This window comes from Vibrio tubiashii ATCC 19109 (assembly GCF_000772105.1).
Taxonomy (GTDB): Bacteria; Pseudomonadota; Gammaproteobacteria; order Enterobacterales; family Vibrionaceae; genus Vibrio; species Vibrio tubiashii.
This window is the reverse complement of the sequence record NZ_CP009354.1, coordinates 798844-814464: the sequence shown is the minus strand read 5'-3', so window position 1 is coordinate 814464 and position 15621 is coordinate 798844. Positions and strand designations below refer to the sequence as shown.

At 44.6% G+C, this 15621-nt stretch carries 17 protein-coding genes and 1 other RNA gene; 6 read left to right on the top strand and 12 right to left on the bottom strand.

Going from position 1 to position 15621, the window contains the following annotated elements:
- Nucleotides 1-259: 259 nt before the first annotated feature.
- The gene (locus tag IX91_RS03760) at nt 260-613 is read right to left on the bottom strand and encodes an RnfH family protein (protein WP_004744369.1); all 354 of its coding nucleotides are present in this window, start codon (nt 611-613) and stop codon (nt 260-262) included.
- On the bottom strand, nt 603-1046 hold the full coding sequence (locus IX91_RS03755; protein ID WP_004744370.1) for an SRPBCC family protein: 444 nt from the start codon (nt 1044-1046) through the stop codon (nt 603-605). Before IX91_RS03755 ends, IX91_RS03760 begins: the two co-directional genes overlap by 11 nt.
- A gap of 118 nt (nt 1047-1164) precedes the next feature.
- Between IX91_RS03755 and smpB the strand changes: the two genes are divergently transcribed.
- The 3 genes from smpB to IX91_RS03745 all read left to right on the top strand — a co-directional run bounded on the left by smpB (nt 1165) and on the right by IX91_RS03745 (nt 3495).
- Nucleotides 1165-1650, top strand: coding sequence for an SsrA-binding protein SmpB (gene smpB, locus IX91_RS03750; RefSeq protein ID WP_004744371.1), 486 nt, complete (start codon nt 1165-1167; stop codon nt 1648-1650).
- 67 nt (nt 1651-1717) lie between these two features.
- Nucleotides 1718-2084: a transfer-messenger RNA gene (gene ssrA / locus IX91_RS25615) on the top strand.
- Between the two features lie 166 nt (nt 2085-2250).
- The gene (locus tag IX91_RS03745) at nt 2251-3495 is read left to right on the top strand and encodes an integrase domain-containing protein (RefSeq protein WP_004744372.1); all 1245 of its coding nucleotides are present in this window, start codon (nt 2251-2253) and stop codon (nt 3493-3495) included.
- A 281-nt stretch (nt 3496-3776) separates the two neighbouring features.
- Here the strand turns inward: IX91_RS03745 and IX91_RS03740 are convergent, their stop codons facing one another.
- Both IX91_RS03740 and IX91_RS03735 read right to left on the bottom strand, forming a co-directional pair.
- Nucleotides 3777-5042: a NupC/NupG family nucleoside CNT transporter gene (locus tag IX91_RS03740; RefSeq protein ID WP_004744373.1), complete on the bottom strand. Its 1266-nt coding sequence runs from the start codon at nt 5040-5042 to the stop codon at nt 3777-3779.
- 63 nt (nt 5043-5105) lie between these two features.
- Nucleotides 5106-6314, bottom strand: coding sequence for an adenosylhomocysteinase (locus IX91_RS03735; protein ID WP_004744374.1), 1209 nt, complete (start codon nt 6312-6314; stop codon nt 5106-5108).
- Between the two features lie 181 nt (nt 6315-6495).
- Here IX91_RS03735 and IX91_RS03730 point away from each other — a divergent pair, with 181 nt between their 5' ends.
- From IX91_RS03730 to IX91_RS03725, 3 genes are all read left to right on the top strand, one after another.
- Nucleotides 6496-7377 carry a LysR family transcriptional regulator gene (locus tag IX91_RS03730; protein ID WP_004744375.1) on the top strand — a complete coding sequence of 294 codons (882 nt, stop codon included), beginning with the start codon at nt 6496-6498 and terminating at the stop codon, nt 7375-7377.
- 176 nt (nt 7378-7553) lie between these two features.
- Complete coding sequence (locus IX91_RS27010; protein ID WP_138922201.1) at nt 7554-7760, top strand: FHA domain-containing protein; 207 nt, start codon at nt 7554-7556, stop codon at nt 7758-7760.
- 144 nt (nt 7761-7904) lie between these two features.
- Nucleotides 7905-8915 (top strand): exonuclease/endonuclease/phosphatase family protein, encoded by a 1011-nt coding sequence (locus IX91_RS03725; RefSeq protein ID WP_236642849.1) that lies wholly within the window; start codon nt 7905-7907, stop codon nt 8913-8915.
- 106 nt (nt 8916-9021) lie between these two features.
- On the opposite strand, the gene IX91_RS03720 is transcribed toward IX91_RS03725, so the two are convergent.
- From IX91_RS03720 to IX91_RS03680, 8 genes are all read right to left on the bottom strand, one after another.
- Nucleotides 9022-9894: a GIY-YIG nuclease family protein gene (locus IX91_RS03720; RefSeq protein WP_004744377.1), complete on the bottom strand. Its 873-nt coding sequence runs from the start codon at nt 9892-9894 to the stop codon at nt 9022-9024.
- A 1030-nt stretch (nt 9895-10924) separates the two neighbouring features.
- Nucleotides 10925-11674 (bottom strand): hypothetical protein, encoded by a 750-nt coding sequence (locus IX91_RS03710; protein ID WP_004744379.1) that lies wholly within the window; start codon nt 11672-11674, stop codon nt 10925-10927.
- Nucleotides 11661-12407: a hypothetical protein gene (locus IX91_RS03705; RefSeq protein WP_004749171.1), complete on the bottom strand. Its 747-nt coding sequence runs from the start codon at nt 12405-12407 to the stop codon at nt 11661-11663. Before IX91_RS03705 ends, IX91_RS03710 begins: the two co-directional genes overlap by 14 nt.
- Nucleotide 12408: 1 nt before the next feature.
- Nucleotides 12409-13332, bottom strand: coding sequence for an ABC transporter ATP-binding protein (locus IX91_RS03700; RefSeq protein ID WP_004744381.1), 924 nt, complete (start codon nt 13330-13332; stop codon nt 12409-12411).
- 1 nt (nt 13333) lies between these two features.
- A complete protein-coding gene (locus tag IX91_RS03695; protein ID WP_004744382.1) occupies nt 13334-14089 on the bottom strand; it encodes a nucleotidyltransferase domain-containing protein in 756 nt (251 codons plus the stop codon).
- On the bottom strand, nt 14064-14804 hold the full coding sequence (locus tag IX91_RS03690; protein ID WP_004744383.1) for a CPBP family intramembrane glutamic endopeptidase: 741 nt from the start codon (nt 14802-14804) through the stop codon (nt 14064-14066). The genes IX91_RS03695 and IX91_RS03690 overlap by 26 nt, the downstream gene beginning before the upstream one ends.
- Nucleotides 14801-15055: a PqqD family protein gene (locus IX91_RS03685; RefSeq protein WP_004744384.1), complete on the bottom strand. Its 255-nt coding sequence runs from the start codon at nt 15053-15055 to the stop codon at nt 14801-14803. The genes IX91_RS03690 and IX91_RS03685 overlap by 4 nt, the downstream gene beginning before the upstream one ends.
- Nucleotides 15056-15292: 237 nt before the next feature.
- Nucleotides 15293-15619, bottom strand: coding sequence for a MazG nucleotide pyrophosphohydrolase domain-containing protein (locus tag IX91_RS03680; RefSeq protein ID WP_004744385.1), 327 nt, complete (start codon nt 15617-15619; stop codon nt 15293-15295).
- Nucleotides 15620-15621: the final 2 nt, after the last annotated feature.

Genomic DNA, 15621 nt, shown 5'->3' with positions numbered 1-15621 from the left:
CGTAATACGTCAACCCTTTTTTGTTTGGAACGCCTAGCTACGGAAACGGGATGCGGGAACGGACTTCGTCCTAGGAAAACTGGAAAACTGGAAAACTGGAAAACTGGAAAACTGGAAAACTGGAAAACTGGAAAACTGGAAAACTGGAAAACTAAGTTGATCCACTGTGGTTGAGAAATCAACTCTAGCTTTCCGGAAGGACGAAGTCCGATCTCGTTATCCAGAAGCGGAGCGGTCCATAGGGCGAAGCCCGTTCTATCTATCCTTCCTTCCTCAACGGGTTTTTCTTACCACCCGTGACCGGATCAGCAGAACCTGCGGCTTTGGCTTGCTCAGCTCGCTTGCGGCGGATCTCTTTTGGATCGGCTAGAAGTGGGCGATAAATCTCGATGCGGTCTTTATCATTGATCGTAGCATCCAACTTAACATTACGACTAAATACGCCGACCTTATTCTTCTTTAAGTCAATCTCTGGGTACAACTCAAGCACGCCAGACTGAGCAATGATCTCTTCGACGGTCATTGACTGATTAACCACTAGCGTAAATACGCGCTGCTCTTGCGGCAGAGCATAGACGACTTCAACATGAATCATTTCAGACTCAATACTCATAAGCTGGGTACACCTGTTTTGCGCGCTTCGTAAAAGCGTTGACCATATTACTGGTCAGTTCGTTAAAAACCTTACCAAACGCCATTTCAATCATCTTGCTTGAAAACTCAAACTCAAGCTTAAGCTCGACTTTACACGCCTGCTCATCAAGCGGAGTAAAGAACCATCCACCTTTAAGTGTTTTAAACGGCCCATCGACTAAATTCATCAGGATCGCCTCACCATCAACCAGCTCATTCGACGTAGTAAACGTTTTGCTAATCCCTGCTTTTGCAACATCAACAGAAGCCACCATCGCATCCGAGCTCGACTCAATCACACGTGAACCAGAGCAACCCGGTAAAAACTCAGGGTAGCTCGCGACGTCGTTCACTAGATTGAACATCTGCTGGGCACTAAACGACACTAAAGCAGAACGACTAACTTGCTTCATATTGACTCCTCGTAACATCTGCTTGAACTTCAAGCTTGGTGCAATTTTACTTTTATTTGCACTCAGCGCAAATAAAGGGATTTCCTAACTTAACTCCTAGCCGTATAATGCAGCCATTATGGCAAAGAAAAAATCTAAACAAAAAGCGGGTAGCAATACCATCGCTGTCAATAAGAAAGCTCGCCACGAGTATTTCATCGACGATGAAATCGAAGCAGGTGTGGAGCTTCAAGGCTGGGAAGTAAAAGCCCTTCGTCAAGGCAAAGCTAACATCGCAGAAAGCTACGTGTTTATGCGTGACGGCGAAGCCTTCGTGAGTGGCATGACCATTACCCCTCTTAACCAAGCATCGACACACGTTGTGGCGAACCCTACCCGTGTGCGTAAATTATTAATGAGCCGTCGCGAACTTGATAACCTGCTAGGTCGAATCAACCGCGAAGGTATGACACTTGCGGCCCTCTCCCTATACTGGTCTCGCTCCTGGGTGAAGATGAAAGTCGGCGTAGCGAAAGGTAAGAAGCTGCACGATAAACGTACTGATCTTAAAGAAAAAGATTGGGCTCGCGAAAAAGCGCGCGTAATGAAGAGTTCACTGCGCTAATATTGAGCACTTAAACGCACAAGTCTAGACAGGTTGCACTTTTCTGGTACTATGCGAAGAACACTTTGGGGCTGATTTAGGATTCGACAGGAATTTTGCAGTCTGAGGTGCATGCCGTGGGGCGGTTGGCCACGTAAAAAGCCGCAAAAAAATAGTCGCAAACGACGAAAACTACGCACTAGCAGCTTAATAACCTGCTCAGAGCTCTCTCGCCCTAGCTTCCGCACGTAAGACGGGGACCAACGAGAGATCAAACCCAAACGCGCTAGCCCGGATTCTCCCGCCTGAGAGATGAACGGCGAATTCTAATTCAGGATAGTCATTTACTAGCGTGTCGGTTCGCAGGTACTTGGTGAATTTAAAGATCGACTAAGCATGTAGTACCAATGATGAATGGTTTTTGGACGCGGGTTCAACTCCCGCCAGCTCCACCAAATATCATAACTAAGACGTCCTAGGGCGTCTTTTTTATTGTCTGCAATATAGTAAAATCAACAACTTACGATCCGTCAGTATCTTATCGCTTCCGAGGGTGACTTTGTGTTTTAGGTACACAAATGAATACACTGTGTACACAGCAAACAAATCTGTGTACCGATAATGGCGAAAACGACTTCATACCTAAGTGACAAGCAACTCAAATCAGCAAAACCTAAATCCAAGGAATACGTCCTTACCGATGTAAATAGCCTTCGCCTACGCATTACACCCAACGGAGTTAAACGTTGGTTGGTCAACTACAAAGATCCCGTTAGCGATAAACGCACCAACCTATCTTTGGGCACCTACCCGATCATTACCCTTGCAACTGCCCGAAAACTAACAATGGAAGTTCAAGAGCTGATTGCTCTAGGAATTAGCCCTAAAGAACACCGCGAAGCAAAGAAGCGTGAACAACAGAGTATTTCTGAGCATACTCTTTTTAATGTAGCCTCTCAGTGGTTCGAACTTAAGAAAGATGCCGTGACGGTAGATTACGCCACAGATATCTGGCGTTCGTTTGAAATGTATTTCTTCCCCAAATTTGGTGATACTCCAATCAGTGAGCTGACCGCTCCGAATGTGATCATGGCATTAAGACCAATTGAAGCCCGTGGCAACCTCGAAACGGTCAAGCGCCTGGTTCAACGGATTAATGAAGTGATGACTTATGCGGTTAACTGCGGGCTTGTGTTCTCTAACCCACTCGCCGGGATCAAAGAAGCATTTAAGAAACCGAAAAAGCAGCACATGGCCACATTAACTCCCGAAGAGCTCCCCGAACTAATGAATGCTCTAGCGACCGCCTCAATTAAGAAAGTAACGCGTAGCCTTATTGAGTGGCAACTACACACCATGACACGCCCAGCTGAAGCTGCTGGCGCCCGATGGGAAGAGATTAACCTAGAAGAACGAATTTGGACTATTCCACCAGCACGTATGAAAAAGGGCCGTGAACACCGTATCCCATTGACCGATGAGGCCGTTGCTATCTTGGAATACTTACAGCCAATTAGTGGCCATCGAGAGTTTATCTTCCCTTCAGATAGGGACCCGAAAAAACACTGCAATAGTCAAACGGCGAACATGGCTTTAAAGCGTATGGGATTTGCAAATAGACTAGTTAGTCATGGCTTACGCTCAATAGCCAGTACGACACTCAATGAACAAGGGTTCGAACCAGATTTAATTGAAGTAGCGCTCGCTCACGTTGATAAAAACCAAATACGCAGTGCCTATAATCGTACTGACTTTCTAGATAGACGCCGTCCCATGATGAGCTGGTGGAGTGGGCATATAATCACAGCGTCTCAAGGAAGTTTATCTGTTACTGGGACAAAGCAGCTAAAGGTAGTTACGAGCTAACCTGTATCATTAAGGGCGCGGAGCAACTAGCGCCCTTAAATGCCCCAATACAACTCAAAACCCAAGCACATGCGCTAATGCTACCTAAATTGCTTGCAACTCATTTTTGGACAGAAACGTGTCAGCGAGTTTCCTAAATTAGTGATTTATGAATGACTTCAAGTATTGCAAACCTCCAATCAAGTGGCCAAACTCACTCAGCCACTACAGTCCACTATATTTAGTGCCATACAAGAAATAGAGAAAGGCTTCTTGAGCCTCTCAAAGCCTTTCTCTATAGATTAAAAGGACAAAAACAGACCAGCGATTGTTGCACTCATTAAGTTAGATAACGTACCGGCGAGAATGGCATATAAACACAGGCTAGAAATCTCAGAGCGCCTTTCTTTTGCCATACTACCTAGGCCGCCTAACAACATTGCGGCTGCTGAGAAGTTAGCAAAACCACACAGGGCAAAAGTGATAATAGCGGTGGTACGCTCAGATAGCGGGTTGTTAATTAAGAACTCGGTAAAATTAACATAGGCAACAAATTCATTAAGAACTAATTTTTGACCAATAAACGTTGCAGCACTAAATGCTTCTTCTAGTGGAATACCGATTATCACGGCAAGAGGTGAAAAGAGGTAGCCAAGAATAAGTTCTAATGAAAGTTCAGGTAGCCCAACAAACCCACCGACTAAACCTAATAGGCCATTTAAAAGAGCAATTAAAGCAATAAATGCTAAAAGCATACCACCCACATTAATCGCCAAAGCAACCCCATTTGATGCTCCCTCAGCGGCAGCATCAATAACATTGCTTGGCTTGTGAGCTTCTATTGATTCACTTACCTCACTATTTTTACGGTCTGCCTCCAACTCTTCAGGTTTCTTAGTTTCTGGCAATAAAATCTTGGCAAACAACAAGCCACCAGGCGCTGCCATAAATGATGCCGCAATTAAGTACTCCATGTTTACACCCATTGCAGCAAATCCACCGAGTACCGTACCAGCGATAGATGCAAGGCCACCACACATCACTGCGAACAACTCTGACCGACTAAGTTTATTAATATACGGTGCAATGACAAGAGGTGCCTCGGTTTGACCAACAAAGATATTTGCCGTTGCCGACATCGACTCAAATTTACTTGTGCCTAGCAGTTTCTGAAGGCCTCCTCCAAGGAAACGAATGAAGATCTGCATAATGCCAAAATAGTACAAAACAGATACTAAAGCAGAAAAGAAGACAATTACCGGCAATACGCGAATGGCAAAGACGAAGCCGCCGCCACCAAATACTTCAAACATCTTATCACTGGCTAAACCACCAAATAAGAATCCAATGCCATCAGCAGAATAGCCAAGAACAGCATTGATTCCATTTGATACATGCTGGAGAAGGTCTTTACCTATGGGCACAAACAGAACGAACGCACCGATTAAAAATTGAATGACAAATGCGCCAAGCACCGTTCTTAAATTGATAGATTTTCGGTTCATAGAAAAGGCATAAGCGATACCGAGTAACGCTACCATGCCAAGTAGACTAAATAGGGTTTGCATAGAAATGTCCTTGTTCTTTCAAATAAAAACGGCAGACCTAAATGGCCTACCGCTCTGTTGGGATTAGTGATTGATCCAGTGCTCACAAGCCAGCTCAGCCACCATCATTTCAATGTCGTATGGTACCGGCTGCGGTATCTTAGAGAGCGATTTAGCATTAAGCGCGATACGCTCAAGACTTAGCGTTTGAAGTGCGAGCCCTAAATCCATAATTTCGATTGGGTTACCATCACCGGCAGATAGATTGACTAAGTTGGCATCAGAGAGCACAAACAACTCTTTATCTTCCCCTTCTATTTGATAGGCTGTTACGTGTGGGCGAATACGATTAATACCCTGACTCATATCTTTGAGTTCAGACAGATTAATTTCACGTTGGAAATGACCTGCGTTTGCAATAATTGTCTTATCACGCATGAGCTCGAAGTGCTCTTTTCGCAAAACATCATCACGGCCAGTGATAGTCACAACCATGTCAGCATCAGGCAATGCCTTTTCAAGTGTTGAGGTGTAGAAACCTTCCATATGCGCTTCAAGTTTCGTGAGCGAGTTACTTTCAACGACTGTGACATGAGCGCCCATGCCACGTAGACGTTGAGCAGTACCAGATCCACAGTAACCATAGCCGATCACAACCACTTTCTTGCCATGAAGCATCACGTTTGTTGCTCGCATCATGCCGTCAACAACAGAAGAGCCAACGCCAAAGCGATTTTCGATGATACGTTTAGACATGGTGTCGTTAATGATTAACGTTGACCACTTGTCAGACTTAAAATCTTCACGTAGACGGTTAGCCCCTGTGGTCGTTTCTTCTGTTGCACCTAACAGTGAACTTTGTAGATGCTCAAACTCAGGGTGCGTAAACACAAGCTCATGTAAATCGGCACCATTGTCAGCAATGATGTCTGGATTAAAACTAAGAACATTTTCACAATAGCGAATGTGGTCTTCAAATGACTCATTACGATGAGAAAATACGTGAACGCCGTAATCTTTCACCAGTGCTGCTGCGGTTTCATCTTGAGTTGAGCCGGGGGAACCGGTCAAAACGACTTTGGCTCCACCTTTTGTTAAAGCTTCCATCCATACGCCAGTTTTAGCTTCTACGTGAAGGCAAATACCGATGGTTAATCCCTTAAATGGTTGTTCTTTCTCTAAGCGTTCGATAAGACTTCGCATAATTGGCATGTGTGCACGCGCCCAGTCAATCCGCTTCGTACCTTCTGGTGCAAGAGTTAGATCTGCTACGTCATGGGTGATATTCGTCATTTCTGTATCCTTTTGTGGAAATTGGTATGAACACAGAATGAGTGAAATTGAGGTTTAGAAAAACAAAGCTACGTGGAAAGATTGTTCTCATAGAGAAACTATAATGTGAGGTGTGCAAAGGAACTCGTGAGCTCTTTTAGTAGTAATACATTAGAATAGAATGACTACTAGAGGTACTCCGATGAAAAACCTGAACCTAAACTTGGTCACTACCTTTTACACCGTAGTGAAGCATAATTCGTTCTCACAGGCTGCTGATGAATTGGTACTGTCTAAGTCTGTTGTCAGCAAGCAAATACGCCAGTTAGAGAATGAGTTGCAATGTACGCTTATTCAGCGAACAACCAGAACATTATCTTTAACGGAGCAAGGGCAATACCTCTATGAACGATACTCAAAGGTTCTCGATGACATTAAAGAAGCTCATGACGTCATCGACCAACGAAATGACACTCTGAGCGGCTCTTTTAGGATACGCCTGCCAATTGTTCTTGAGCACGATTTGAATCTCATGCAAAAGATCAGCTCGTTTGCTCAAATTTATCCCAATGTAGAACTAGAGGTCATGTATGGCTATACACTGGATGACCTTGTTTCAGAGGGTATAGATCTCGCCTTTCATATCGGCGATATGCCCAATAGCAGCTTTCGGTGTAGGAAGATTAAGAGCATCGGCACAAAGGTTGTCGCTTCTAGAGACTACTTAGAGAAAAATGGGACACCTAATATCCCATCAGACTTAAAAATGCATCGCTGTATGAACTACCGAAGTTGTCTAACAAAGGATAAATGGCGATTTAACTTTGCAGATGAATCGCATGAATTTGTCGAGTTAAATTCAACGATTCGATCAGATTCAGAAGCTATGTTGGTCGAGATGGCCAAAAATGGAGTGGGCATTGCGTGTGCTTTGGATTTTTTGGTCGGTGATTATATTGAACAAAAAGAACTGGTGAATCTACTCACTGATTATACTTGGTCCACCGAGCTTTATTTTGTCTACCCAAGTGCGGCGATCACCCCCCATAAAGTACGAACATTTATTGACCACATGTTGAAATAATCTCACCTGTCGTGAAATTACAATTCGCTTGGAGAAACAATAGAGTGATTGGCTTAGCCTACCCCTACAGATCCATGCTTTACTTATTACTTTACGACAAAGTAGAACTTTCTTGTTGACTCAGAGATACGTTTTGAAACATGAGTGAAAGTAGGTCGAATGAACAATCTTAGACCTTGATACTTATCAAGTTTAACTCGCTTTGGGGCAGAAATGATTTAGACAACTATCGATATACCCGTTCTCATCACCACTATCTCATTAGTTATGAGTCAGGGAAAAACTGGCAACTCTCTACTCTTTCTCAGACTAACCAAACCTTCATAAATAGATATAGGTCCCACCGCATATCAAGAGCTCCTACCTATACTTACTACTTCTAGAGATTTCTTAAAATCCATTAACAAGTTGGTACAGGTAACACAATGAACACAAAACACATTATCACAATGATGCTATTGATAGGGTACTCTGGCCTTGTTTCTGCAGCTCCTTTAACGTTAACGACATGGAACACTGAGCATTTAATGTCTGAAGAAAGGTTTAAAGAATGGAAGGACTTCTGTGGTCCCCTAAATTGGCCGGATAACCGTGACACCACATTACCAGATGAAATAAGGGATAAGCTAAGTAAAAAACCACCGAGACTTACATACTGCAACGCGCTTAGTTGGCCTAAACCAGTTAGAACTATTAATGATCACAGAGAAAAGGTGTCATCCCTCCAGAGCCTAGCCCAACAGCTGAAATCAGACATTTACTTCTTTCAAGAAATATCTGATGCGAAAGCTATCGAAGAACTACTAAGTGACAAAGCCTATACATCAATAAGTTCATTTGAGCTCTTAAAAGATACTGTCATGCCACAAAATGTAGGTATTGCGTACCGCAAAGGACTCTTCGACAAAGAGCCTTTAATTTCGGTCAACACAGATGTTATGGTTCTGCATGAAAGCAGCTCTGGCCACAAACGCCCTGTACGCCCAGGCATTGAACTACATGGTTCAATCAACGGGAAAAAGCTCGCATTCTTAAATCTGCACATGAAGTCGTCATGTCATGAATACGAACTCGACAATAGTAAAGCAGACTGTCAAACATATGCTAAACAGGTTGTGAAAATCGAAGAGTGGATAGAAAAAATGACAGAGGATGGCATTGACTTTATCCTACTTGGAGACTTCAACCGAGTCTTCAAAGTTGACTGGAGCTATGACGCGCGTTCAGATGGAAGCGATGCTCAATCAAGTCCAACAAAAGACTCAAAAACTCGCTCATTCTTGCATGAAATTAATGATAACAAGCCTGAAAATCTAGCTATCTACTATGCGCCAAACGTATTTCTTAGGAAGTTCTCAGACTGGAACTGCTATGAAAAGATAGACCGATTCTTCCTCAGTAAAGCTTTTGCTGAAACCCTTATTTGGAAAACTCCAGTATTAGGCTTAGAAGCTCATGGGAAGAACTACCCTAATTTCAGCAAAGATAAAGTCAAACCCTCAGATCATTGTCCAATCACTCTAACTTTACCCCTGTAACTATGCCCCTGACTGTGCATTCAACTTGCTTAGGATGCACAGTCTTGGACTAATCGGGCTACATTCAAGGGCGTGCCATATCAGCGCCCAAAATGATGCGGGACTTCTAGAGCTGTCGGGCAATTTTCTTGTACTGAAACTCAGGAACACGCCCATGCTCTTCAAAAAATGCTCCAATCAAGTCAACTTCAATTTCATGCCTTAAAAAGGATTCAGTAAGATTAATAGCATCAACATAGGAAAAACAGACAGACCTTCTACCCCACTCTTTTCTAGCATGACTCTTTAATCGGTCACGACCTTTTTTAGTTTCCCCTATGTAGATAACTTCCAACGTGTTCGTATCTTGTATGCGATAAATGATAGGGTGCTGAGGTACAAGGCCAATACATTGATTGTCGAGAGGTTTTATCTGAGACCAAAGTAAGCCCATCCAATTGTCATCAGAGCTACCACCTGAAGGCTTTAAAGGGGAGCTACTACTGAGTCCTGAAGGGTTAAGTTTGCCATCACTTAACTTTCCACCAGCCATAGCTTGCTTTCTATTACTTGGTTTCATCCAAAGGCGATGAAAACGACCATAGTTACACAGCGTAGAACTTCCTGTCTCACAACGGTGCCTCCAAAGGAAGTAATCTTCTAATCCCTGTCTTTGCTGTGTGTCTAGGCTGGTGAGAATGAAAGAGAACTCATAATCAAAATGTTCCTCCTGCATCCAAACCCAAAGATTAGGTGCCGCTGTATGAGGATCGTTCCAAGGCATAGTATCTGAGTATACTCCTTTACTTAAAGCTCGTAGACGCTGTCTCAAGCAACGTCCCGTTTGACCAATGTAAATCAACTTTTCCAGCTTACGAGCACGAATCCGATATACCCCAGCGTGCTTAACAGGTATCTTATGATAAACATTCAAACCGCCATTAAGTGGGAGCCAATCAGACCAATTATCAGGCATATCAACTTTTTCGGCTATTATCATTGGTCTTTTCCAAGACATTGCTTAACTTTTGTACTCGAATATCGTGCTACCAACCTCCCATTAACTGATTAGATAGCACATCAATACATCTTCCAATTTTCTCTAAAATCTACTAGAACCCTAACCATTAACCCCTTGTGTCTTGAAGTTTCATTAATTGGATGAAACCAACCACCTTTACTTTCTCGATACACATAACGATGAAAATGAGCAACGTGCAACATACTATCTAGTGCGTTCTGTGCAAGATGGGGCCTCGCAGTGTTGTACGCAATTCCATACTTTGCGCAAAACTGCTTTTTGGTTATTACTAACCTAGCTGACTCGAATACCCATAAAAGCCGTATTGTATGCCAATCATTTTTAGCAGCAAGAGTATCTAGCGTCTTGTTTATAAGGCTACTCTGGTACAAACTACCGCTTATTTCTCCACTCATCGCCCATGTAACACCGCGAGAAAAGCGTCTAGAAACCGTTGACAATGGTAATCCAAAATATTCTGAAAACTCCCTCAATGAACAGTTGGGGTACCACCACCTAAACATGTGCCAGATATTAAACATGTTTGCCCAAAACTGGTCTTTTTGGTATGACTTTTCCGCTCTGTATCGAAGCCGAAATCTTCTAGTATCAACTCGCGTTGTAGCATTATTCGTCATTACAAACGTCCGCCAGGCTGCCCAGTATTATCAATAGTGTTGAATAAATTTAATATAAACAAAATGATAGGGTAACCGCCTGTTCCATTATATGTCCCACACAACTGTCCTTTGGGAGATCTAAATATGATAAAAGCAAGAGTACGACGATGGAGTCTAGCTATATTTATGTGTCTATAGAAATGCAATACATCTCAGAGATTGTGCTAATTTAGTCACTTTACTTACGACACATAGGGGCGACCTGAAAGAATGGAAGGGCTCAAAGCCATGAACTGCTGGATTCTATCGGCCTGCTCCTAGTGCTCAACATCGCCCACAAGGATTCATCACGCCAAGCTATCAGCCTCAGAGTCGCGCGATGAGAACTCTCACTCCGCCAGTATCCACCTTTTCGCTTGGTATACCACTCGCGCCAACAATAGATACACCGCTGACTTTATCCCACTAATGCTAGCGATCTCACCGTAAGGCAATTGACTCAGATCGCCTTTTGCGATCTCGACAAAGTAGTTAAGGGGCAATACTGCTGTGACCAATTTACTGTACTCCCCGTCAAACGTTAACGTCGACAGGATCACCACTAAAGTAAAAGCAAGGTTCACAACGATCAGCCCATCCTCAAGCAAGGAAAAACTCAACGCCAGCAGCAACCCAAAAAACACTAAGGAAAGGGAAGCGCAAACCAGTATGTAGGTTAAATTTAGGACATCGGTGAAACTGAAGGCCGACGCTAATAACCCATAGTTGAGTGTGACCAACCAAAACACCGACACCATAACCACTTCCAGCAACGTAAACAGCTGGACAAGCAACTTAGTCATGAATAACCCGGTTGGCGAAATCGCCAATATGTCCACCGTCCCATAATACTTGTCATCATTGATTGACCGCGAGATATAGTAAATACAGGTAAACGCCGGAATGATCAAAAACACGGTGACCAAGCCTTCTTTCTGCATAGCGCTGGGATAAGACACGTATTTCACCGACACGTAAAACAACATGGTAAACAGAGGGGTCAGCATTGCAGAAATGATGAACTCTTTGAATTTCAATGGATGGATAGTCGCTTTATACCCCAACATCGCCGCGAATAGGACACTCTTAATTGAGTTCATGAATGCTCTTCCTCAAGAAATACACCGTGGCAACCAGCATCATTACACTCGACATAACAAACACTGGCAACACTGCCACATCCAGCTTGTCCAACACCGATACCAAACCAACTCGCTCTCTCAGCAATTCCAATAACAACGCATGAGGGAACACTACCGAGAGCCAAGCCAAGGCATCGGGCAAATAAAAACTGGAAAAACCAAACGCCGAGACAATCACGATAGGAAAGTTGACGAAATTCATTAAGATCCGACCCTCGTCGTATTTCGTGATAAAAACGGCCAGCAACAGACTGAACCACCCGACCAGCAACCAAACCAGCGTCCACCACCCCAATACAAGCCACGGGAACCCATTCATCACTGGTAACGCAATGACCCCTCCCCCTAGCCCGACCGCGAGCAACAAGATGCCAGAGAGATACGCCAACATTGTATTGACAAGAGTCCTCGACAACAGAATCGCCACATACCCAAGCGGCGTGATCTTCAAATAGGCAAAGGTGCCCACCATCCGATCGCGATCGATGTCCGAAATCGACGTGAACACCAAGATACCCCATCCACATGCAAACGGGGCATGCAAGGCAATAAACCAAAACAACGCCTCCCCTGTTAATGAGGTCGCTTGGGTAAACAGCAACAGAAATAACAATGGTTGCACCAAGCAACAGTATTGCACCATCGGCCTTTTGAGCGACGACAGCAAAAAACAGCGCGATAAACCCAACATCTCAACTCACCTGCGACAAATAAAAGTGCTCTAAGGAGCAGTTTTCTACTGTATAGTGCGCGATACACACCTGCGATCTGTGCAGTGCTTCTAACAGAGAAAAGACGCTAGACTGACCTGTAGCGATCTTTATGGTGACGCAACTGGATGAGCATGGTGCGATCTCTAAAATAGACCCAGCTCCCAATAACTGCTCAACCGCCGAGATCTGACTTGCGTCCACCCTCACATGCAACACCGCACTGTACTGCTCCGCGAGATCACTCAAATTAAAACACCCTTTACTGATCCCTTGATCAATGATCTGAATGTTGTTGCAGCTTCTCTCAATATCAATAATGTTATGCGAGGTGAGGACGATGGTTTTACCCAAACCACAAATGTCTTTGATCAATTGGCGCGTACTTTCTACTCCTTCGACATCTAAGCCAATAGTCGGCTCATCCATAAACACGACTTCGGGATGGTTCACCAAACCACGCGCAATATGCAACCGCTGCTTCATGCCCTTCGAATACTTATGAGTGGGACGATGCCAGCAGTTCGGCTCCAAGCCGACTAGGGTCAATAGATGCTCGATATGCCGTTTGCGACTAACCTCTTTCATGCGATACAAATGATAAAAGTAGTCCAGCGTCTCATACCCACTTAACCATGGATACAAACCGTGCTCTCCCCCATTCACAATATTGATTTTCCCTCGAATCCTCCCTGGCTTGTTGATTGCCATCCCCAGGATAGAGACTGTGCCAGCACTTTTCGGGAGCTGGGTTGACAGAATTTTAATCAATGTACTCTTGCCAGCGCCATTTCGGCCCAACACGCCATAACACTCACCCTGTTTGACGTGTAAATCAATGTCCCGAAGCGCGAAGTCTTGACCACGGTACGACTTGCTGATCTTATGCCCTTCAATTGCTAACATGTTAACTCAACACCTCATCGGCCAGACGCAGCACCCCATCGACTCCATCTCCTAGAGGCAGCTCCCTCAACGCCTCTAAATAGCGAAGATAATCATCAGGTCGATGCCGTGATAAAAAGAAAGGGACCCACTTCTGACGGTCAATATAGATCTGCTGGGCCAGGAGTTTGGTCATGTATATTTGATCGAGCAGTTGGAGACTTTGCTTCCCCGCCGACACCGTGTCATTACTGTCTAAAAAACCCAACACGTCTTCGTACAAATTTTCCGAGTACAAGCGGGATAAGTGACCAAGATACCGATACATCCCTTGCTGACCTATCGCCTCTGTCGTCCTATTCGGCTTCAGTGCCCGCCCATTCAACATTCGACCAATACACTCCAACACCCCCTCCTTTCTAAGCCCAGGCCCGACATCAATCTCTTGAAAGTTCTGGTGGATATCCTCGAAGTCCATCGTCTCTAGTACTCGCTGTATGCGATCCACCACACGTTGGTTGATGAATTCTATATCCACCCTCACTGACTGAAAGAAACGGTTTCTGACCTCAAAGTCCGTTGGGTTCGACACAGGCAACACGACCGTGATATCCAAGTCAGAGCTAATGGTCCCATGTCCTTCCGCGATGGAGCCTGTCACATACGCCCCTTCCACCCTCGTCAAATCAACGAGCTCATCCAGATAAGCGGTAAGTTGAGATAAAGACAATGACTTGGTCGCTAGGTAGCCATCAAGATCCAGATATTGAGTCGGCATAATGCGTGTTCCTTGAATAGATATAAATAAAAAAGGGAAGACAAACACCTAAGTTATAGGCTAGGTGCAAAGCCAAAGAGGGGTAGATCGAGTCAGTCATCACTAACAAGGACGATGAGCTCAAAGCCAACATCGCTTGCTTCACATAATCACAGCGTTGATAAGTACGGCGAGCCCAAGGCATCAAAGCGTGCCAAAAGTAAAACATCAAGGAACTCAAGAGCAAAAACGCCCCCCAATGGTGACTCAACAGGCGATAAAGGACACCGCGAAACAACAATTCTTCCCCAATCGCGCATAACAATATAAAGCTAACGTATGTCCAACGCTCCCGAAGATCGCACTCGGCAAAGATCATCTGCGTCAGCACCGGGGTTTTGAGGAGAGCACGACATTGAAACGCTTGCCATGCCAGCACCAACACAAACACGACTGTGGTTACCCCGCACTGCACCCAGCCCGTGGCCCACAGTGGCGAAGGGTCAGGGCTCCATAACACCCAGCCACTGAACCCCAGCGGCACAAGCGACAAGCACGCCTTTCTTAACTCATTGGATGCCTGAAACCACTCTAGCCGCCAGTAATTTGCGACAAAGCAGACATACAGGCAGACAAAAGCGATAAAGCCTATCAGTGCTGGAAATACAAACACACTGATGGCACACACCAGCGCAAACATAAGCAGTGTGTTTTCTTGCCGTCCATAGATGTTCATAAGGTATGGATTGCACCATACGCCATCAAGGTGGACAAGTACTCGTCAACATCCTGATCGGCATGGTCAAAAGCAATACTGTAATGGCTCGCGATGTCGCGCTTGATTTCAGCCACACTCGTCTGATTTTTTAGTCCAAGCCAAATTTCTGCGCCGACCTCGTTGATTTCAATGGCTTCCGCCATTGAGATCAGCAGATGATTGCCACCGAACTTTCGGTAGCGGAAAAGCGGGTTCGTGGAATAATTCATGCGTCACACCTTTGTCACTCTCAAAAATTTGGGCCTATACAATAGGCCCAACGTCTTTACTCGTTTGCCATCGCTGCTGGCAGAGTAATTTTTTTCGCACTTGGTTTTTGGTATGGTTTCATAATGATTCTCCATTAAATGAAAGTTAGTGTTACATTGATTAAAAATAGCTATCATTAGCTAAAAGTATTCGCCCACCTTTTGTTCCAAAACACAGGCAAATATTCACCGGAGGCCTCAAACTTTACGCCAATGCCGACGCATATTAATGGTTTCCTTCTCCACGAAGGCGGAGGTGAGGTCGATGTCCAGCTTGTTGGCGATAGCCAACACAAAAATCAGCACATCCACCAGCTCGTGCGCCACTTCATGCTCATCCGAATCTTGTGCCGTCGACAAGTTAACCTGTTTACGAATCGCCTTGAACAATTCCCCTACTTCTTCACCTAACAGCAGACAATTTTGCTCTAGCGTCACGTCCTCAAACTGCCGCTCAGTCACAATCTGTCTCACGTAGGCTTGATAGTCTGCTAAAGATCCCAACTCTGGTAACTTCTTATTCATGG